Origin of the sequence: Actinomadura nitritigenes (assembly GCF_017573545.1) — a bacterium.
GTDB classification, from domain to species: domain Bacteria; phylum Actinomycetota; class Actinomycetes; order Streptosporangiales; family Streptosporangiaceae; genus Spirillospora; species Spirillospora nitritigenes.
Genome location: NZ_JAGEOK010000008.1, coordinates 294707 through 314461, shown reverse-complemented (window position 1 = coordinate 314461; position 19755 = coordinate 294707). Strand labels below are relative to the sequence as shown.

The following is a 19755-nucleotide window of genomic DNA, read 5'->3' as shown; positions in this document are numbered from 1 at the left end:
CGAGCACCCGAGACGCCGCCGGGCGCGGGAACGGTCAGACGCCGCAGAGGTTCAGGACGGCCTCGCCGTAGCGGTCGAGCTTGACCTTGCCGACGCCGGGGATGCGGGCGAGCTCCTCCATCGACTCGGGGCAGTGCTCGGCGATCGCCTGAAGCGTCGCGTCCGTGAACACCACGTACGCCGGAATCCGCTGCTCCGCCGACACCTCGGCGCGCCAGTCCTTCAGCGCGATGAACAGCTCCTCGTTCAGCTCGGACGGGCAGTCCTCGCAGCGGCCGAGCTTGCGCTCGACGGCGGCGGTGAGCGGCCGCCCGCACACCCGGCACGGCTGCGGGCCCTTGGTGACGCGGCGCTTCGCGCGGTCGACGCGGGCGGGCATGTGCGTGGTGGTCTTGCCGGTCAGGCCGTCGAGGAACCGGGACGCGCGGCGCAGCTGCGACCCGCCCGGCGATCGCGCCAGCGCCCACGACAGCGTCAGGTGGACGCGCGCGCGCGTGATCCCGACGTAGAGCAGCCTGCGCTCCTCCTCGACCTGCTCCGGCGTCTTGGCGTAGACGATCGGCAGCGTGCCCTCCGCCAGGCCGACGAGGAACACCGCGTCCCACTCCAGGCCCTTGGCGGCGTGCAGCGAGGCGAGCGTCACGCCCTCCAGCGGCGGCGCGTGCTGCGCCGCGGCGCGCTCCTCCAGCTCGGCGACGAACTCCGGCAGGCCCGCCTTCGGGTCGTCGGCGGCCATGTCCTCGGCGAGCTGCGCCAGCGCGGCGAGGGATTCCCACCTCGCGCGGGCCGCCCCCGCGCCCTCCGGCGGCCTGTCGGAGAACCCCGCCCCGGACAGCACGTGCCGGACCGTCATGATCAGGCCCGTCCCGTCGGTCTCGGCGTCGGCGCCCGCGCGGGCCGCGCCGCGCAGCCGGACCACCGCCTCCCGCACCTCCGGCCGCTCGAAGAACCGCTCCGCGCCGCGCAGCACGTAAGGGACGCCGGCCGCCGCGAGCGCCGCCTCGTACGTCTCGGACTGCGCGTTGATCCGGAAGAGGATCGCGATCTCGCGGGCCGGGACGCCCTCGTCGATCAGCTTGCGGGCCCGCCGCGCCGTGTCGTCGGCCTCGGCGACCTCGTCGTCGTACTCGTTGAACACCGGCTCCGGGCCGCCCTCGCGCTGCGCGACCAGCTCCAGCCGGTGCCGGTCGCCCCTCGCCTGCCCGATCACCCCGTTCGCCAGGCGCACGACCTGCGGCGTCGACCGGTAGTCGCGGACGAGCTTCACGACCTTCGCGTCCGGGTGCTCGCGGGTGAAGCCGAGCAGGTAGGACGGGCTGGCACCGGTGAAGGAGTAGATCGTCTGGTTCGGGTCGCCGACGACGCACAGGTCGTGCCGGCCGCCGAGCCAGGTGTCCAGCAGCATCTTCTGCAGCGGGTTGACGTCCTGGAACTCGTCGACGACGAAGTACCGGTACTGCTCGCGGACCTGGTTGGCGACCTCGCGGTGCTCGGTGAGGACGGCGGCGGTCAGCTCCAGCATCCCCTCGAAGTCGAGCAGGTTGCGCTCGCGCCGCAGCTGCTCGTACATCGCGTAGACGCGCGCCACGTCCACCACCTCGGTGGACGGCCTGCGCCCCGCCCGCACGACCGCGGCCGGGTAGTCCTCGGGGCGGTTCTGGGTGACCTTCGCCCACTCGATCTCGCCGGCGACGTCGCGCAGCTCGGTGCGGCCGAGCGACAGCCCGCACGCGCGCGCCGCGTCCGCGACCAGCCCGATCTTCGAGTCGATGATCTTGGGTGGGTCGCCGCCGATGACCCGCGGCCAGAAGTAGCTGAGCTGGCGCAGCGCCGCCGCGTGGAACGTGCGGGCCTGCACGCCGGGCGCGCCGAGCTGCCGCAGCCGGCTGCGCAGCTCGCCGGCGGCGCGGGTGGTGAACGTCACCGCGAGCACCCGCTGCGGCGTCACCACCCCGGTGAGCGTCGCGTACGCGATCCGGTGCGTGATGGCGCGGGTCTTGCCCGTCCCGGCGCCCGCGAGGACGCACACCGGACCCTGCACCGCCTCCGCGACCGCCCGCTGTTCGGGGTCGAGTCCCTCCAGCACCGACTCAGCCAACATTCCCCCATACTCCCAGCCCGCCTCGACCGTATCCGCCCGCCACACGAATTGTGGACGGCCGGCCGTGCCCCGGCGGGCGCGCCGCCGCTCGCGGAATGCCGGACGGGTATCTAGTGTTCTTCGGGAGGCGAGTGCACAGATCGTCCGAACGAACGAGGGAGACGACGTACCGATGGCGACGCCGACGACCGACCGGGTCGAGGGCCCGACCGGCCAGCTCACCATGTACACGACGACCTGGTGCGGGTTCTGCCGGCGGCTGAAGAGCCAGCTGGCCCGCGACGGCATCGAGATGGTCGAGATCGACATCGAGCGCGACCCGAAGGCCGCCGAGTTCGTGATGAGCGTCAACGGCGGCAACCAGACCGTCCCGACAATCCTGTTCCCCGACGGCTCCTCCGCGACCAATCCGAGCGCGAAGGAAGTCAAGCGTCGTCTGGCGGAGCTCGCAGGCTAGCGCCGAACGAGAAGGCCCGCCGACCGCTCGGTCGGCGGGCCTTTCGCATCCCCGCGTGCGCCGGGAGCATCCGTCGGGCAAGACGACGGTAGGGACCGTCTGTGGACCAACCCCGCATGCACGGGGAGCGACTTGAACTTACCGTCCGCGTCCGTCAGAACGCGGGCATGTGGGGGAGGTCGCCGCCGTACCAGCGCATGATGAGCTGGGCGGCGATGGACAGGGGGCCGGGGGCGACGATCTCCTTCGCCTCGATCGCGGCGCGCAGCTCGTCGCGGGTGTACCAGCCGGCGTCGAGGATCTCCTCGGGGTCGGGGCGCAGCGGGAGGGTGCCGTCGGCCGTGGCGGTGAAGCCGAGCATCAGGCTCTGCGGCAGCGGCCACGGCTGGCTGCCGAGGTAGCGGACGTCCTGCACGGCGAGGCCGACCTCCTCCTCCACCTCCCGCGCGACGGCCTGCTCCAGCGACTCGCCGGGCTCGACGAACCCGGCGAGGATCGAGCGGCGGTCGGCGGGCCACTGCGGGCCGCGGGCCAGCAGGATCCGGTCGTCGGCGTCGGTGACCAGCATGATCACGGCGGGGTCGACGCGGGGGAAGTGCTGGGAGCCGTCCACGGGGCAGGCCCGGACGTGCCCGGCGGACGTGACGCGGGTCTCCGTGCCGCAGCGGGGGCAGAACCGGTGGGTGCGGTGCCAGTGCTCCAGCGCGACGGCGTGCGTGAGCAGGCCGGAGTCGCGGTCGGGGAGCAGCGCGCCGACGCGGCGCAGCCCGGCCGGCTCGGCGCCGTCGACCGCGGGCAGCTCGCCGGGCACGCCGAAGTAGGCGGTGCCGGCCTCGTCGACGCCGAGCAGCCACCGGTCGCCGTCCGGGGCCTGCGCGGGCGCGACGAACACGAGCGCCGGCTCGGGCCGGTGGGTGACGAGCGTCCGCCCGTCCTGGACGACCAGGACCCGCGTCGCCGGGTCGGCCCACGCGGCGGCGAGCCACGCGTCGTCGCGCCGCTTCAGCGCGACCCGGTCGAGCGTGCCGCGCGCGAGCGCCAGCCACTCGAGCGGTCCTTCGGTCACCGTCATCGGGCTCCTTCTCCCTGGCCCATCTCTGCCGGGCCTGTCTCCGTCGGGCCTGTCTCCGCCGGACCTGCCTCCAGGTTCAGCGGAGCGCGGCGGCGAGTTCTTCCCACAGGTAGGCGGCGGTCTCGGCGCCCTTGAGCAGCAGGGAGACCTCGACCTTCTCGTTCGGCGCGTGGATCCGGTCGTCGTCGAGCCCGACCGCGACGAAGATCAGCGGCGCGTCGAGGACGTCGGCGAGGTCGGCCTCGGGGCCGCTGCCGCCCTCGCGGGTGAACAGGACCTCGCGGCCGAACGCGCGCTCCATGGCGCGGCGGGCGGCCGTGACGCCGGGCGAGTCGATCGGGGAGAAGCAGGGCCGGACGCCGCCGCCGGGGACGTGCACCTCGGCCTCGACGCCGTAGGGGGTGTTGGCGGCGACCCAGTCCCGGAACGCCTGCTGTACCTTGGCGGGGTCCTGGACGGCGACGAGCCGGAAGGAGATCTTGGCGTGCGCCTCGCGGGGGACGATCGTCTTGCCGCCGGGGCCGGTGTGACCGCCCCACATGCCGTTGATCTCGGCGGTCGGGCGCGCCCAGACGCGCTCCAGGGTGGTGTAGCCCTTCTCGCCGTAGGCGGCGCGGCTCCCGCCGGCGGTGCGCAGCCATTCCGCCTCGTCGAACGGGAGCTTGGCGAAGAGCGCGCGCTCCTCGTCGGTCAGCGGGACGACGTCGTCGTAGAAGCCGGGGAGGGTGACGCGGCCGTCGGCGTCGTGCAGCGCGGCCATCAGCGTCGCCATGGCGTGCAGCGGGTTCGGGACGGCGCCGCCGAACGACCCGGAGTGCAGGTCCGAGGACGGGCCGCGGAGGGTGACCTCGGCCTCGGTGAGGCCGCGCATGCCGGTGCACATCGACGGGACGTCCGCGGCCCACATGGTGGTGTCGCTGATGACGATCGCGTCGCAGCCGAGCCGGTCGCGGCGGTCGCGCAGCAGCCCGGCGAAGTGCACGGAGCCGGACTCCTCCTCCCCCTCGACGAGCAGCTTGACGGTGACGGGCGGGGCGTCGGCGCCGGACGCGGCGAGCGCGGCGCGGATGCCGAGGGTGTGGAAGAACACCTGGCCCTTGTCGTCGGACGCGCCGCGGCCGATGAGCCGCCCGTCCTTCTCGACGGGCTCGAACGGCGCGGTGTCCCATTCGGACAGCGGCTCCACCGGCTGCACGTCGTGGTGCCCGTAGACCAGGACGGTCGGGGCGGACGGGTCGGCGGCGGGCCATTCGGCGTACACGGCCGGCAGGCCGGGGGTGTCCCAGATCTCCACGGTGGGGAATCCCTGCCCGCGCAGGTAGTCCGCGAGCCATCCGGCGGACCGCCGCACCTCGGTGGCGTAGGCGGGGTCCCCTGACACGGACGGTATCGCCAGCCACTCCTTGAGGTCGGCGATGAACCGGTCGCGGCCGGCCTCGATGTACTGGACGATTTCCTGGTCTCGCTCGGTCAACTGCATGCCCCTTCGCATGTCGTACTGTCAGGCACTGTAAGGGATCCTGTTCCGTCGGCCCCCCAGGAGGAGCTTTGATCCTCATCGATCCGCCGTTGTGGCCCGCGCGCGGGCGGGTGTGGTCGCACATGGTGAGCGACGTGTCGTACGAGGAGCTGCACGCGTTCGCCGCCGGGCTCGGCATGCCGGTGCGGGCGTTCGACCGCGACCATTACGACGTGCCGTCCGAGCTGTACGAGGCGGCGGTCTCGCAGGGTGCGGAGGCGGTGGGGTGCCAGGAGCTGCTCCTGCGTCTGACCCGTGCGGGGTTGCGGCGCAGGAAGGCGGTCCGGCGGCGGCCCGCGGCGGGTTCGGGCGTCGGTCAGGCGCTGATCGGTGGCGCCGACCGGTAGGTGCTGATCGGCAGGTGCTGATCGGCAGGTGCTGATCGGTCAGGCGCTGAGGAGCATCAGCTCGGTCTCGATGTTGCGGCGCGCGCGCTGCTCGTAGCGTTCGCGGGCCGTGGCGGTGTGGAACAGGTGCGGGAGGGCGAGAAGGCTGTTGAGCACTTCGGCGCGCCCGGCGCGGAAGAGGTCCTCGGGGACGAAGCCGTACTCCTCGCGGACGGCGGCGGCGTAGGCGGCGTACCGGTCGGGGTCGGCGCCGAGGACGGCGAGGTCGGCGTCGCAGAGCACCTGGCCGTTGCGGTCGCCGGGCTCGGGCGCGTGGGTGACGGTCAGCACGACGAGCCGGACGACCTCGTCGACCGTCGCCGCGGGCAGGTCGGTGTCGGCGAGCATGCGGGCGGCGAGGCGGGCGCTGCGCTCCTCGTTGTCGGCGCGCTCGGGGTCGTAGACGGCGTCGTGGAACCAGGCGGCGAGCCGGACGGCGCCGGGGTCCGCGGCGTCGCCGGCGAGCTCGTCCACCAGGTCGAGGACGGCGGTGAGGTGCTCGCGGGTGTGGTACTTGCGATGCGGCTCGCCGTACCGCTTGTCCAGCTCGGTCCCGATGTGCCGGGTGTGGGGGCCGGCCAGCGCGGTCCAGCGCTCGACGAGATCCATGCGCTCATCCTCCCGGATCGCCGGACGCGGCGGGACACGCGATGCCATCGTTCTTGCCTGCGGCCCCCGGCGCGGCCACTATGGTGACGGTTGCGAGTTAGGCAAGGCTTACCTCACCGACTCACTGGAAAGGCCGACCGTGGCCGCCTCCCTCTACGTGGTCGCCGGCAAGGCGACCGACTCGGTGACGCACGGGTTCCTGCCCGCCGCCGCGCGCCTCGGGCTGGACGTCGTCCTGCTGACCGACCGTCCCGCCGCCCACGCGGACGTCGCCGGCCGGGTCGTCGAGTGCGATGTCTCCGACTTCCGGCACATCATCGCCCGGGTCGGAGACGAGCCCGCCGGGATCTTCTCCAACAGCGACTTCCTGCAGGCGCCGGCCGCGCTCGCCGCCGCGTACTTCGGGCTCCCCGGAAAGGACTGGCGGGCCGCGACGCGGGCGAAGGACAAGGCGCTGACGCGCCGCCACCTCGCCGCGCTGGACCCCGTCTTCTCGGCGGACGCCTTCGACGTGCCGCCGGACGCGCCGTACCCGCTCGTCCTGAAGCCGCGCGAGGGCGTCGCCAGCGAGGACGTCTTCCTCGTCCGCGACGCCCGCGAGCTGGAGGCGCGGCGCGGCGAGGTCGCGGCGCGCCGGGACGGCCCGCTGGTGGCCGAGGAGTACCTGCCGGGCCGGCTGCACACGCTGGAGACGCTCGGGGACGGCCGGGAGATGCGGGTCCTCGGCTCGTACCGGACGACCGTGTCGCCGCCGCCGTTCTTCGTGGAGGAGCGCCTGGAGTGGGCGCCGCCGCCTCCGGAGACGCCGCAGATCCTCGCGCAGCTCGACGCGCTCGGCGTCGGGTTCGGCGCGTGCCACACCGAGTTCGTCGTCCACGAGGGCCGCGCCCGCATCATCGAGGTGAACTACCGGCTCATCGGCGACCACTGCGACTTCCTGCTGGCGGACCTGCTCGGGGTCCCGCTGTTCGAGCGGATCCTGGGCGTCCACCTCGGGGAGCCGCTGGGCCCGGACGTCCCGTCGGCGGTGGGGGGCGACGTCCCGTCCGCGCGGGGGCACGCCGTCGCGGAGGCCGTCATCGCGAACCGCGCCGGGGTCCTGCGCGCCGCCCCCGGCCCCATGGAGTTCGACGACGGGGCCGTGCGGCTGGCGTACCGCCCGCAGCGCGCCGTGGGCGACCCGGTCGCGCTCACCCGCACGAACCGCGACTACCTGGGGACGGTCCGCGCGATCGGTCCGGCGCGAGACGAGGTGGAGGCCGCGCTGGCGCGTTTCCGCTCCGCCCACGACTGGACCATCGCGTGACCGGTTCGGACGTGGCCGGTTCGGATGTGGAGGGTCCGCTCGCGGCCCGGGTCCTGGACGCCCTGCTCCGCGAGGACTACGCGGGACTGCGGCGCCGCGTCGACGGCCGGACGCTCGCGCTGCCGGGACGCCCCGTCCGGCTGGTGGACGCCGACCCGGCCTTCCTCTCCGAGCTGCGCGTGGACCCGTCGCAGAACCTCGCCTTACGGGACGTCTTCGCGGCGGTGCGGCACCTGGCCGATCCCCGCGACGACACCGACGCGTTCGAACGCGAGTGCCTGGACGCCCTCGCGACGGTGAAGCTCCACAACGACGCGCGTCCCGCCGTCCACCGGCGCCTGGCGCGGACACCGGACGAGCTGAGGACGGGCCCCGGGACGTTCTACGAGAGCCTCGCCGCCTACAACGACCATCCGGTCCATCCGACGGGCCGCGGCCGTGCCGGGCTGAGCCAGTCGGACCTGAGCCGTTACGCCCCCGAGTTCGCGCCGTCGTTCCCGTTGCGCTGGGCGTCCGTCCGGGGCGCGACCCTGGCGGGCGAGCGTCCCGTCTGGTGGCCCGCACCGGCCGACGTGGGGCTGCGGTCCGCGGACGCGCTGTTCCCCGTCCACCCGCTGGCCGTCCGGCTGGTGCGGGACCAGCCGGCCGCGACGATGGCCCCGGAACCGTACCTGCAGGTGGCGCCGACCCTGTCGATGCGGACCGTCGCGGCGGCGCCGCTGGAGCATGTGAAGGTCCCTCTGCCGACGAGCACGCTCGGCCTGCGCAACCGCCGCACGATCGTCCCCGGCACGCTGCCGGACGGTGCGCTGGTGGAGCGCGTCCTGCGGCTCGTCCTGGCCAGGGAGCCGCACCTTCCCGTCCTGCTCGCCGATGAGCAGACCTACGGGCACGCCGACAACCCGCTCCTCGCGTATCTCGTACGGCGCTTCCCAGCGGAAACGGCGCGCGCGCACGTCGTCCCGATCGCCGCCCTGTTGGCGGAGGCCCCGGACAAGGGCCACGTCATAGAGCGCTGGGACGTCGAGCCGCTCTTCGACGCCTACCTGGCCGCGCTGTTCGCGTGGAACGTCACGCTGTTCCGCTACGGGATCGCCCTGGAGGCCCACCAGCAGAACGTCGCGCTCGTCCTGGACGGCGGCCCGGTCATGGACGGCACGCCGCCGCGCCTGCTCGTCAAGGACAACGACGGCGCCCTCATCGACCCCGCGCGGCTCCGCGAGCGCCTCGGCCCGTCCCCCGGCGCCGACCCCCGCGACCTCGTCGACCGGCGCATGGTGACCGCCGACCCCGACGCGCTCGCCCGCGTGTTCGTCACGATCACCCTGCACCTGTGCGCCGCGGCTCCCGCCCTCGGGCTCGCCGAGCGGGGCCTGCTCCCCTGGCGCACCGGCCGCGCCCTGATCCGCGACCGGCTCGCCGCCGCGCTCGGCCCGGGGGACGCGTTCCTGCGCTCCCGCACGCTCGACGCGGACGCGCTGCCGGGCAAGGCCATGGTCACCGCCGGGACCCTCGTCGACAAGGCCAGGACCGGCGCCGCCGACATCAACAAGCACTACGGCCCGCCCGGGCCGAACTACCTACGGGATGCGACGTGCTTCTGACCGAACGGGCCCTGACGGCCGACGACGCCACCTCCACCGCGCTGCTCAACTGCCTGATCCGCGAGGTCTGCGGGCCCGAGCAGCAGGTGTGGCCGGACGGCGGGCACCTCGTCGCCCGGCTGCCGCGCGCCGGCGTCGTGCTGCGCACCGGGCTCGCCCGGCCGCCGGCCGGCCCCACCTACCGGCTGGCGCCGCCGTACGAGGAGCGGCGCGGCGACGCGTGGATCCCCGCGTCCTGGGACCGCCTCGCCGACCTGGTGGCCGGCGAGCTCGAACTGGCGACGGGCCAGCCGAACCCCGAGTTCCTCACGCAGGTCGGCGACAGCCACGGCGCGCTCGCCGCCATGATCGCCGCGCGCCGCGAACCGCAGGACGACCGGTACCTCGAGTCCGAGCAGTCGCTCGTCGCCGGGCACCGCTTCCACCCGTCGCCGAAGTCCCGGCAGGGCTCCCCCGCCGAGTGGCTCCGGTACGCGCCGGAGACCAGGGCCCGGTTCCGCCCGCACTGGCTCGCCGTCCGGGACGACCTCGTCGCGGAGGAGGGCGACCCGCGGGCTTTCGCGGGCCTCGGCGGACCGTCCGTCCCCGGCTTCCGGACGCTTCCCGTCCATCCCTGGCAGTTCTCGCTGCTCACCGGCGACCCGCTGCTGCGCGACGCGCTGGCGCGGGGGCTCGTCCGCGACCTCGGGCCGGCCGGCGCCGAGGCCGTGCCCACGTCGTCGGTCCGCACGGTGTACCTGCCGGACGCGGACCTGTTCTGCAAGTTCAGCCTGGACGTGCGCATCACCAACTGCGTCCGCAAGAACGCCTGGTACGAGCTGTCCGGCGCGGTGGCGCTGAACGAGCTGCTGCCGCCGGTGTTCGCCTCCCTGGGCGCGACGCTCCTCGCCGAGCCCGCCTACCGCAGCGTCGCCCTCGCCGACCGCCGCCTCTACGAGGGCCTCGGCGTCATCGTCCGCCAAGGGGTGAGGCACCTCCCCGGCACGCCGCTCCTGGCGGGCGCCCTGGCCGACCCCTACACCACCCTCCTGGACGACCTGCCCGCCCTGTCGACCGCCGGCGGCGCCCTCGCGTGGTGGAACGCCTATGTCGCGCAGGTGGCGCCCCCGGTGCTCCGCGCCTTCCTCGACCACGGCGTCGTCCTCGAACCGCACCTGCAGAACGTCCTCATCTGCGTCGACGCGGACGGCATGCCGGTCCACGCCGCGTTCCGCGACCTCGAAGGCACCAAGCTCACCGCCGGCCGCTGGGACCTGTCCCACCTGCCCGCCCGCGTCGCCGAGGGCCTCACCTACGCCCCCGCGCACGGCTGGAACCGCGTCGTCTACTGCCTCCTCGTCAACCACCTCACCGAAACGGCGGCCGCCGTCGCCGACCTGCATCCCGCGCTCGAACCCGACCTCTGGGAGGCGGCCCGGACCCATCTCGCGTCCCTCGACCACCATCCGCAGGTCAGGGCGCTCCTCGCCGGCGTCCCGCTTCCCGCGAAGGCGAACCTGCGCACCCGCTGGTCGCGTTCCGCCGACCGGAGCGCCGCCTACGTCCCCGCCCCCAACCCGCTCTCCGCGCCCCGTCCGCTGTGAACCTCGACGCCGTCCGCGGCCTCGACCGCCTCCCCGCCTACGTCTACGACCTGCCGGGCCTGAAAGGGCACGTGGCGACCATTCGCGGCGCTCTCGGCCGCACCGAACTCTTCTATGCCGCCAAAGCCAATCCGGACGCCGAGATCCTCCGCACCATCGCACCGCACGTGGACGGGATCGAGGTCTCCTCAGGCGGCGAACTGACCCACGTCCGCGAAACCCTCCCGGGCGTTCGCCTCGCCTTCGGCGGCCCCGGCAAGACCGACGAGGAACTGGCCCTCGCCGCAGGAGTCGACCGCGTCCATGTCGAGAGCCCGCGGGAACTCGACCGCCTGCGCAGCCCCGCCGACGTCCTTCTCCGGGCCAATCTCCCCTTCCACGCCCCGGACGCCGCCCTCACCATGAGCGGCCCGTTCGGAATGGACGAGGACGCCCTCGACGCCTGCGCCGCGCGAATGGCCGATCTCCCCCACCTCGCCCTCCGCGGCGTCCACGCCCACCTGGCCTCTGGCCTGGACGCCTCCGCCATGCTCGACCTGGCACACCGGATAGCCGAATGGGCTCTTCCGTGGCTGAAGGACCACGGCGTCGACGACCCGGAACTGAACTTCGGCGGCGGAATGGCCGTCGACTACACCTCGCCCGGGACGCGCTTCGACTGGCCCGCCTACGGCGCGGGGCTGGCCGGCATTCCCGCCCGCCTCCGCGTCGAACCCGGCCGGTCCATGACCGCCTACCACGGCTGGTACGTCACCGACGTCCTCGACGTGAAGACGACGCGCGGCGAGACCTACGTCATTCTCCGCGGCGGCACCCACCACCTCAGGACACCGGTCACGAAAGGCCACGACCAGCCGTTCACCGTCCTCACCGCGGACGGCCCGGAATCACCGGCGACCCTCGTCGGGCAGCTCTGCACGCCGAAGGACGTCTTCGCCCGCGACGTCCCCGTCCCGCCGCTCGGCCCCGGCGACGTCATCGCCTTCGCCATGGCCGGCGCCTACGCCTGGAACATCTCCCACCACGACTTCCTCATGCATCCCGAACCCGCGTTCCACTACCTCCGCTAAGGTCACCGTCCGTGGCCGACATCTACGACTTCTTCCTGGCGATCAACCTCCGCGACCTCCCCGACGCCGAGGAGGCCGAGCTCCGCTGGCATCTCGGCCTGGGCCCGCAGCCCCCGGAACTGACGATCCCGATCGACTTCTCCGAGGTCGTCGTGGACGACGACGGCGAACGGACGATCGTGGAGGCCCCGGAGCCCCAGCTCGCCCAGCGCGGCGCGGGATGGAAGATCGGCGGTGCCCTCTTCGCCGCCCTGGAAGCCCGTGAGAACGGCGGCTGGGCCCTGACCGCCCGCCAGGAACTCCACCCCGACTACTACGACCGCGTGGACCCGCTGCTCGAATGGCTCGGCGCCCGCGCGGACCACCCGTACGTCGGCGAGGACGGCACCGTCAGGAGCGGCGGCTGCGGAGACTTCGTCGGCTACGAGCGCTGGTACGAGGACAGCACGATCGAGCGGCTCCTCGTCATCGAGGACTTCAAGATCCTCCGCCGCTGACGCGCGGCGCGCCGCTCCAGCGCCATGCCGTGACGCGCTCGCGGCCGGGGAGGTCGCCGCGCCCCGTCGCCCAGAGGAGGGTGGGCCACGGGGCGGTGTCGCGCGGGGCGTCCGGGAACAGCCGCGCCAGCACCTTGGCGCACAGGTCGGCGGGCGGGTCCCACGCGAGCCCGAGGCCCTGCGCGAGGTCATGGGTGTGGACGAGCGTCTCCACGATCCCCATCGCCGCGAACCCCTCGGGATCGGACGCCCCGAACGCGTGGTGCGCGCGGACGTCGGACGGCGTCGTCCGGACCAGCGCCGCCAGCATCGCGCCGCACGCCGCCAGCATCTCCAGGAGCCCGCCGGGCCCGGCGTCGCGGTTCGCGTACGTGACGTTCGCGGGGCCGCCCGGGCGCCGCGCCTCCCACAGGAACGGCACCTCCCGTTCCTTCGGCCGCGCGCCGAGCTGCGCCGCGTACGCGAACAGGTCGTCGCTCAGGTGCTCGACGGTCTCCCAGCACGTCCACTCCAGCGTGCCCGCCCTGTCGTCCCACGCCCCCTCGGGGGCCTTCTCCAGCACGTGCACGGCCAGCCGGACGGCCGACTCGACGTCGTCGGCGGTGACGGTAGATGACATGCCGCCGACCGTACCGTCCTGCGCGATGAGGAAGCGGTACCCGGCGATGCGGGCGTCGAAGGCGCGCTCCCCCATTCGCGGGTGGTGAGCGGGGCCGTGACCACACCCGCGGCGGCGTGCCGGGCGTGGACGGCCGCGATGTCCACCCCGCCGGGCAGGTTGACGTAGACGGTCACCCCGGCGCCCCGATGCTCGCGGGACGCCGCGGGCAGGAACTCCTCCTCGTCGGTGCCGAGCATGACCTGCGCGTCGCCGAGCGACACGCACGCGAGGCGGTCCGCGGAGTCGCGCGGCGTGGCGAAGACCGGGAGCCAGCCGAGGCTCCCGGTGAAGAAATCCGCGGTGGCGTACGGGTCCTCGCACGCGAGGAAGACGGACAGCATGGCCGCACCCTACGGGCCGGGTCCGACACCGCGACCGCCTTGCCGGAGGGCGGCGGCGGGGCGGGGTGCGTTACAAACTCCTCGTCACGGCAACGTATGTGCTGGGCGATGTGAGGAGATTGCGGTGCTTGAGCGGGTGCGGTCGGCCGCGAGTCTGGGCGTACGGGCGACACGGGCGGTGCGGGACACCGGGATCATGCATCCGGTGCGGCCCGACCGGGCGGCGCGGCTGCTGCTCCCGTACCTGCGGTTCGGGCCCGTCCCGGCGACGGTCGGCGCGATGGCGGCGCTGCGGTTCCCCGGCCGGACCGCGCTGATCGACGAGCGGGGCGCGCTGACGTACGCCGAGCTGGAGGAGCGGGCCGCCGCGCTCGCGACCGCGCTGCGGGACCGGGCCGGCGACGGGAAGGTCGGCGTGCTGTGCCGCAACCACCGCGGGTTCGTCGAGGCGGTCCTGGCGGCGTCGCGGCTCGGCAACGACGTGGTGCTGCTGAACACCGACTTCTCCGCGGCGCAGCTGGGGCAGGTCGCCGAGCGGGAGGGCGTCTCGCTGCTCGTCCACGACGAGGAGTTCGGCGCGGCCGTCGACGAGTCGGGCTTCGCGGGCGCCCGCGTGCTCGCGTGGACCGACGAAGGCGACGGCGGCGGCGAGTCGATCGACGCGCTGGTGGCGGCGACGGAGGCCGAGCCGCTCAACCCGGACCGGCCCAGCAACGTGATCGTGATGACCTCCGGCACCACCGGGACGCCGAAGGGCGCGCGCCACGACCTGTCGCTGACGTCGCTGCTGCCCGCCGCGCTCAGCCACGTGATGCGCGTCCCCGTGCGGTCGGGCGCGCCCATCGTGGTGGCGCCGCCGCTCTTCCACATCCTCGGTTTCGCGTACACGTCGGTGGGGCTCGGCCTGGGGATGCCGCTCATCCTGTTCCGCCGGTTCGACCCGGGCGAGATGCTGGCGGCGATCACCGACTGCGAGGCGGAGGCGCTCGTCGCGGTGCCGGTGATGCTGCAGAGGATCCTGGACGCCGCGCGGCGCGAGGGGCGCCGGACGCCGACCCTGCGCACCGTCGTGTGCGGCGGGTCGGCGCTGCACCCGCACCTGTCCGAGGCGTTCATGGACGAGTTCGGCGACGTCCTGGTCAACGTGTACGGGGCCACGGAGACGGGCTGGGCGACGATCGCGACGCCCGAGGACCTGCGGGCGGCGCCCGGAACGGTCGGCAGGCCGTCGTTCCGGCTCACGATCAGGATCCTGGACGAGGACGGGAACGAGGTCCCGGCGGGCGGGACCGGCGAGGTCTACACCGGCGGCGGCCTGCGGTTCGCCGGATACACCGGAGGCGGCGGCAAGAGGGTCCGGGACGGGCTGACCGGCACCGGCGACCTCGGCCACCTCGACGCCGAGGGACGGCTGTTCATCGACGGCCGCGCCGACGACATGATCGTCTCGGGCGGTGAGAACGTGTTCCCCGGCGAGGTGGAGGACCTGCTCGGCCGGCACCCCGCGGTCGCCGAGGTGACGGTGAAGGGCGTCGAGGACGAGAGGTTCGGCCAGCGCCTCGCCGCCTACGTGGTGCGCAGGGAGGACTCCCAGGTCACCGAGGACGACCTGAAGGCCCACGTGAAGGAGCACCTCGCGCGCTACAAGGTGCCGCGGGAGATCCGCTTCGTCGACGAGCTGCCCCGCACCAGCACCGGCAAGGTCAGGTCGAAGGCGCTGGCCGACTGACGGCGTCGTCCCCCTGACGGCGTCGTCCACCGACGGAGGGCGGCGCCCGGAGCCAAGGCCGCGGGCCCCGGACGCGCCCCGTCACCACCCCGTGCGCGAGAGGGCCGTCTCAGGCGGCGCCGCGGTTCTTGGCGGCCATGCAGATGCGGGCGAGGTCGTTGAGGGCGTCGGCGCGGCGCTCGTCGAGGGTGCGGCGGTCGCCCGGGCCCGCCTCCGCGAGGGTGTCGATGACCAGCGAGAACACCGGCCACTCGGCGGGGCCGATGGCGCCCTGGAAGTCGATGCCGTCCTCCAGGTCGTCGAGGTCGAGGTTGCGGGCGAACGTCGCGAGCGCGGCCTCGGCGGCCACGACCCCGATGCGCATCGCCAGCGCGGCCGGCTCGCGGTCGAGGGAACGCGCGGTGCTGGAACCCATGGTCGACAAGATAGAACACATGAGCGAGGCACGTCGAACATTCGCTCGAAAACATTCCGGCGAAACGGTCGAATCAACCGGCGCTGGCGTGGTGGAACAGGTAGGTGTGCGTGAAGTGCAGCTCGCCGTCCTCGCGGCTCGGCCGCATGCCGGTGGCCGGACCGCCGGAGAGCTCGTCCTCCAGCTCGCGGCGGATCCGCTCGGCGGCGTCCGCGGGCGTCCGCGACAGCTCCAGCCACGGCTCCAGCGGGCGGACGACGTCGACCGACCGCGTCCGCTTCACCTCGGCGCCCGCCGCGGTGACGAGGTCCGCGATCCGCTCCGCGGTGAGCACGGTGCCGTGCGACGGGTCGCGGAGCCGCTCGATCCGGTCCGGGTCGCCGGCCAGGCCCTCCGGGCGGACGAGGTCGGCGATGATCAGCGCGGCGCCGGGCCGGCTGACCCGGGCCATCTCCTTCACGACGGCCTCCGGGTCGGCGGCCTGGTGCAGGGAGAAGCGCGTCACGACGAGGGTGAACGTCCGGTCGAGGTAGGGCAGCGCGGCGGCGTCGCCGCGGGTGAAGGTGACGTTGGTGACGCCCTGCCGGTCGGCCTCCCGCTTGCCCTCGGCGAGCATCGCCGGGGTGAGGTCGAGGGCGGTGACGTGCCGCACGCGGTGCGCGATCGCCCGGGACACCAGGGCGGTGCCGGCCGCGACCTCCAGGACGTTGTCGTCCAGGTCGAGCTCCGGGTCCATGAACCGGACGAGGTCGTCGAGATGCCGGGTGAACGCGGCGTTCAGCCGCGGGTCCGCGAACCCGGCCGCCTGCTTGGAGAACTCCCGTACGACCTTCTCGTCATGGAACACCGTCACGTCGCCTCCCTGGATGCGTTCCCCGGATCATCTCTGAAACGCGGTTCGGTGAACAGGGGCAGTGACACCTTTCACTGACGGACGGTAAGCACGCGCCGTCCGGCGGTCAGGCGGCGGGGACGGAGTCGAGGAGGGCGGCGAGGCCGGCGGCGTCCAGCAGATCCGCCGGCCGGACGGTGGTGTTCGCGGCGACGTAGTGGAACGCGGCGCTGACCTGGCCGACCTCCACGCCCGCGAGCTCCGCCCACGCGAGCCGGTACGCGGCGAGCTGCACGGCGGCGAAGCGGGCGTCGTCGCCGGACGGCGGGCGGCCGGTCTTCCAGTCGACGACCTCGTAGCCGCCGCCGCGCCGCCGGAACACCGCGTCCATCCGGCCGCGGACCAGCCGGTCGCCGATGACGGTCTCGAACGGGACCTCGATGTCGAGGGGTTCGCGGGCCGCCCACTCCGACTCCTCGAACCGCTCCTGAAGGCGGAGCAGGTGGGAGTCGTCGGCGGCGCCCTCGTCGGCGGCGCCGGGCAGCTCGTCCGGGTCGAGGAGGCGCTGCTGCCCCCAGCGGCCCTCCAGCCAGGCGTGGAACGCGGTGCCGCGCCGCGCGTAGGGCGCGGGCGGGCGCGGCATCGGGCGGCGGATCTGCCGGGCCAGCGCCGCGGGGTCGCGGGCGAGCGAGACCAGCGACGACACCGACAGGTGCGCGGGCAGCTCGACGAGGAGGCCGTCGCCGCCGCGGCCCCGGTCGCGCTCGGCGAGGAGGAGTTCGACGTCGCGCGCCCAGGCGGTCATGCGGCCGCGGTCGGCGTCGGACAGTCCCTCGTCGCCGGCCCACAGCCGGTTCCGTCCGGCCGTGGCGTCCTCGACCATGCGGGCGGCCTCGACGACGGCCTCGTAGCGTTCGCGGGCGGACGCGTCGGTCCTGCCGCGCTCGCCGGGCGGGACCGGCCACTGCGCCTCCTCGGGGTCGGCGAGCAGCGGGTTCGTCTCGCCCTCCTCGGGCGGGTCGGCCCAGACGGCGACCGTCCCGGCGCCGGCCAGGCAGACCGCGCGGACCTCCTCCAGGAACGGCGACGGGCCGAGCGGGCGCCCCGACGACCCCCACCAGTACCCGGTGGTGATGAGCAGGCCGGACGCGCGCGTCACGGCGACGTACGCGAGGCGCCGCTCCTCGCGCAGGTCGCGTTCGGAGCACGCCTGGTCGAACGCGGCGAGGTCGTCCTTCTCCAGGCCGTTCAGCGGCGGCAGGTCGGCGCGGTCGCCGCGCAGCATGAACGGCAGGACGCGCGGGTTCGCGGTCCAGCGGGTCGCGTTCTGCGGCGGCGACGGGAAGATCGAGCCCTTCGCGGGGCCGCCGTTCTTCTGCGGCACGTACGACAGGCCCGGCACGACGACGACCGGCCATTCCAGGCCCTTGGACGCGTGGACGGTCAGCAGCTTGACGCTGTCGGTCTCGCCGACGCGGCCCGCCTCCAGCCCGAACTCCTCGCTCTCGGCGGCCTTCAGGTAGGCGAGGAACGCGCCGAGCGTCGGGTCCTCGGCGTCGCCCGCGAAGGTGGCGGCGGCGTCGATGAACGCGTCGAGGTCGGCGCGGGCGGTGACGGGGTCGAGGCCGGACCGGGCGGCGACCTCGATGTCCAGGCCGAGGGCGCGCTCGACCTCGTTGACCAGGTCGGGCAGCGGCAGCCCGACCTGGCTCCGCAGCCCCCGCAGCTCGTCGCGCAGCCGCCGCAGCCGCCCGTACCCCTCGGGCGAGTACGCCTCGGGCGCGCCGAGGTCGTCGAGCGCGTCGACGAGGCTTCCGGTCTCCTGGTTCAGCTCGCTGACGAGCTGCCGGAGCGGGTCGTCCGCCGCGTCCGGCTCCGCCGCGCCGTCCGGGGCGGCCCGACCGTCCGGGGCGGCCCGACCGTCCGGGTCGCCGTCGGAGGGCGGGTCGTCCCCGCCGCGCTCGGGCGGGGTGACGTCGCGGGCGGCCTCCTGCGCCAGCGCCCGCGCGCGGCGTCCGAGCGCGACGAGGTCGCGGGGGCCGAGGCGCCAGCGCGGGCCCGTGAGCAGCCGGGCCAGCGACGCGCCCGCGGTCGGGTCGTGCATGACGCGGAGGGTCGCGACGACGTCCTGCACCTCGGGGACGGTCAGCAGCCCGCCGAGCCCGACGACCTCGACGGGGATGCCGCGGGCCTCCAGCGCGCGGCGGATCAGCGGGAACTGCGACCGCTTCCGGGCGAGGACGGCGACGTCGGAGTACCGGAGCGGCTCGGCCTGCGCGCCGCCGTCCGGCGCGACCGCCGGGTCCCCCGCCATGAGCCCGGCGATGCGCCCGGCGATCCGGTCGGCCTCGTCCTCGACGGTGGCGAACAGCGCGCACTCGACGCGGCCGCGCCCCTCGCGCCCGGCGCCGGGGACGAGCCGCGGCACCGCCTTCGTCTCCGCGCGCAGCTCCTCCTGGATCCTGGCGGCGGCCTCCAGGATCTGCTCGCCGTTGCGGAACGACCGGCTGAGCTGCACCACCGGCGCCGGCACCGGCCGCCGGTCCCCCGCACCGGGCTGGGCGGGGAAGTCGTGGGCGAAGCGCAGCAGGTTCCCGGCGCTCGCGCCGCGCCACCCGTAGATCGACTGGCACGGGTCGCCGACGGCCGTCACCGGGTGCCCGCCCGCGAACAGCGACTTCAGCAGGACGAGCTGCGCCTGGCTGGTGTCCTGGTACTCGTCGAGCAGCACCACGGAGAACCGGGACCGCTCGATCATCCCGACCTCGGGGTGCTTGTAGGCGATCCGCGCGGCGAGCGCCATCTGGTCGCCGTGGTCGATGACCTCCCGGTCGGCCTTCGCCCGCCCGTACTTCTCGATCAGCGGCATCAGCTGCTCGCGGACGGCCTGCCGGGCGAGGATGTCGCGCTGCGCCTTCAGCGGCTTGCGCAGCGCCGCGAACCGCTCGTCCAGCCACGCCCCGACCTTCCGGACGTCGTCGGCGGTGCGCAGGTGCTCGGCGAGGTCGCCGGACAGCTCCATCACGGCCTTGGTGACGGTGTCGGGCTGCCATTCGATGCGGTCCATCGGGCCGTCGTAGGCGTCGACGACCCGGGAGCAGATCTGCCACGCGACCGCCGGGGAGATCAGCCGCATCGTCGGTTCGAGGGCCTCGCGCAGCGCGTGGTCGCCGAACAGCCGGGCGGCGTACGAGTGGTACGTCGACACCATCGGCTCGCCGTCGAACAGCGCCTCGCCGCCGAGCCGCTCCAGCTCGTCGCCCGGCAGCACCTCGCGCAGCTTGTCGAGCCGCTTGCGAACGCGCACGCCGAGCTCGGCGGCGGCCTTGCGGGTGAAGGTCAGGCCGAGGACGCGCTCGGGCCGGACGAACCCGTTCGCGACCAGCCACACCACCCGCGCGGCCATCGTCTCGCTCTTGCCGGACCCGGCGCCCGCGATCACCGCCATCGGCGCCATGGGGGCCTCGATCACCCGGGCCTGCTCCTCGGTCGGCTCCGGGATCTCCAGCAGCCGGGCCAGCTCTCCCGGCGTGATCACCTCGCTCCCCCCGAGCTCGTCGTCGCATGGGGGGA

Annotated in this window: 16 protein-coding genes; 8 read left to right on the top strand and 8 right to left on the bottom strand. The window is 74.2% G+C overall.

Annotated elements, in window-relative coordinates:
* Positions 1-34: 34 nt before the first annotated feature.
* Positions 35-2101 (bottom strand): ATP-dependent DNA helicase UvrD2, encoded by a 2067-nt coding sequence (locus J4557_RS14910; protein ID WP_208267095.1) that lies wholly within the window; start codon positions 2099-2101, stop codon positions 35-37.
* Between the two features lie 172 nt (positions 2102-2273).
* On the opposite strand from J4557_RS14910, the gene J4557_RS14905 reads away from it, so the two are divergent.
* Positions 2274-2558 carry a mycoredoxin gene (locus J4557_RS14905; RefSeq protein WP_208267094.1) on the top strand — a complete coding sequence of 95 codons (285 nt, stop codon included), beginning with the start codon at positions 2274-2276 and terminating at the stop codon, positions 2556-2558.
* 154 nt (positions 2559-2712) lie between these two features.
* On the opposite strand, the gene nudC is transcribed toward J4557_RS14905, so the two are convergent.
* Together nudC and J4557_RS14895 are read right to left on the bottom strand one after the other, a co-directional pair.
* Positions 2713-3630 carry an NAD(+) diphosphatase gene (gene nudC, locus J4557_RS14900; RefSeq protein WP_208267093.1) on the bottom strand — a complete coding sequence of 306 codons (918 nt, stop codon included), beginning with the start codon at positions 3628-3630 and terminating at the stop codon, positions 2713-2715.
* Positions 3631-3706: 76 nt separating this feature from the next.
* Complete coding sequence (locus J4557_RS14895) at positions 3707-5104, bottom strand: dipeptidase (RefSeq protein ID WP_243775734.1); 1398 nt, start codon at positions 5102-5104, stop codon at positions 3707-3709.
* A 74-nt stretch (positions 5105-5178) separates the two neighbouring features.
* On the opposite strand from J4557_RS14895, the gene J4557_RS14890 reads away from it, so the two are divergent.
* Complete coding sequence (locus J4557_RS14890) at positions 5179-5496, top strand: DUF4031 domain-containing protein (protein WP_208267091.1); 318 nt, start codon at positions 5179-5181, stop codon at positions 5494-5496.
* Between the two features lie 39 nt (positions 5497-5535).
* Here J4557_RS14890 and J4557_RS14885 read toward each other — a convergent pair whose 3' ends face one another.
* The gene (locus tag J4557_RS14885; protein WP_208267090.1) at positions 5536-6144 is read right to left on the bottom strand and encodes an HD domain-containing protein; all 609 of its coding nucleotides are present in this window, start codon (positions 6142-6144) and stop codon (positions 5536-5538) included.
* Positions 6145-6283: 139 nt separating this feature from the next.
* Between J4557_RS14885 and J4557_RS14880 the strand changes: the two genes are divergently transcribed.
* From J4557_RS14880 to J4557_RS14860, 5 genes are read left to right on the top strand one after another with little or no spacing between them, the layout of a single operon-like run.
* On the top strand, positions 6284-7450 hold the full coding sequence (locus J4557_RS14880; protein WP_307799802.1) for an ATP-grasp domain-containing protein: 1167 nt from the start codon (positions 6284-6286) through the stop codon (positions 7448-7450).
* Positions 7447-9054, top strand: coding sequence for an IucA/IucC family protein (locus J4557_RS14875; RefSeq protein WP_307799801.1), 1608 nt, complete (start codon positions 7447-7449; stop codon positions 9052-9054). The genes J4557_RS14880 and J4557_RS14875 overlap by 4 nt, the downstream gene beginning before the upstream one ends.
* Positions 9045-10637 carry an IucA/IucC family protein gene (locus J4557_RS14870; RefSeq protein ID WP_208267088.1) on the top strand — a complete coding sequence of 531 codons (1593 nt, stop codon included), beginning with the start codon at positions 9045-9047 and terminating at the stop codon, positions 10635-10637. The genes J4557_RS14875 and J4557_RS14870 overlap by 10 nt, the downstream gene beginning before the upstream one ends.
* Positions 10634-11707: a type III PLP-dependent enzyme domain-containing protein gene (locus tag J4557_RS14865; protein WP_208267087.1), complete on the top strand. Its 1074-nt coding sequence runs from the start codon at positions 10634-10636 to the stop codon at positions 11705-11707. The genes J4557_RS14870 and J4557_RS14865 overlap by 4 nt, the downstream gene beginning before the upstream one ends.
* Before the next feature lie 11 nt (positions 11708-11718).
* Positions 11719-12204, top strand: coding sequence for a hypothetical protein (locus J4557_RS14860; protein ID WP_208267086.1), 486 nt, complete (start codon positions 11719-11721; stop codon positions 12202-12204).
* Here the strand turns inward: J4557_RS14860 and J4557_RS14855 are convergent.
* Positions 12185-12898, bottom strand: coding sequence for a DinB family protein (locus J4557_RS14855; protein ID WP_243775733.1), 714 nt, complete (start codon positions 12896-12898; stop codon positions 12185-12187). The two genes, J4557_RS14860 and J4557_RS14855, sit on opposite strands and share 20 nt — an antisense overlap.
* Positions 12899-13330: 432 nt before the next feature.
* Here J4557_RS14855 and J4557_RS14850 point away from each other — a divergent pair, with 432 nt between their 5' ends.
* Entirely contained in the window at positions 13331-14935 is a 1605-nt protein-coding gene (locus tag J4557_RS14850) for an AMP-binding protein (RefSeq protein ID WP_307799800.1), read from the top strand.
* Between the two features lie 109 nt (positions 14936-15044).
* Here J4557_RS14850 and J4557_RS14845 read toward each other — a convergent pair whose 3' ends face one another.
* From J4557_RS14845 to J4557_RS14835, 3 genes are all read right to left on the bottom strand, one after another.
* The gene (locus tag J4557_RS14845) at positions 15045-15350 is read right to left on the bottom strand and encodes a hypothetical protein (protein WP_190852739.1); all 306 of its coding nucleotides are present in this window, start codon (positions 15348-15350) and stop codon (positions 15045-15047) included.
* Between the two features lie 73 nt (positions 15351-15423).
* On the bottom strand, positions 15424-16203 hold the full coding sequence (locus J4557_RS14840; protein ID WP_208267085.1) for a class I SAM-dependent methyltransferase: 780 nt from the start codon (positions 16201-16203) through the stop codon (positions 15424-15426).
* A 106-nt stretch (positions 16204-16309) separates the two neighbouring features.
* Positions 16310-19720, bottom strand: a complete 3411-nt coding sequence (locus J4557_RS14835) for an ATP-dependent helicase (RefSeq protein WP_208267084.1) — start codon at positions 19718-19720, stop codon at positions 16310-16312.
* Between the last annotated feature and the right edge of the window lie 35 nt (positions 19721-19755).

Excerpts from the sequence above, each read along its gene's own strand:
- J4557_RS14910 (WP_208267095.1), bottom strand. The coding sequence starts at position 2,101 with ATGTTGGCTGAGTCGGTGCTGGAGGGACTCGACCCCGAACAGCGGGCG.
- J4557_RS14905 (WP_208267094.1), top strand. The coding sequence starts at position 2,274 with ATGGCGACGCCGACGACCGACCGGGTCGAGGGCCCGACCGGCCAGCTC.
- nudC (WP_208267093.1), bottom strand. The coding sequence starts at position 3,630 with ATGACGGTGACCGAAGGACCGCTCGAGTGGCTGGCGCTCGCGCGCGGC.
- J4557_RS14885 (WP_208267090.1), bottom strand. The coding sequence starts at position 6,144 with ATGGATCTCGTCGAGCGCTGGACCGCGCTGGCCGGCCCCCACACCCGG.
- J4557_RS14855 (WP_243775733.1), bottom strand. The coding sequence starts at position 12,898 with ATGGGGGAGCGCGCCTTCGACGCCCGCATCGCCGGGTACCGCTTCCTC.
- J4557_RS14845 (WP_190852739.1), bottom strand. The coding sequence starts at position 15,350 with ATGGGTTCCAGCACCGCGCGTTCCCTCGACCGCGAGCCGGCCGCGCTG.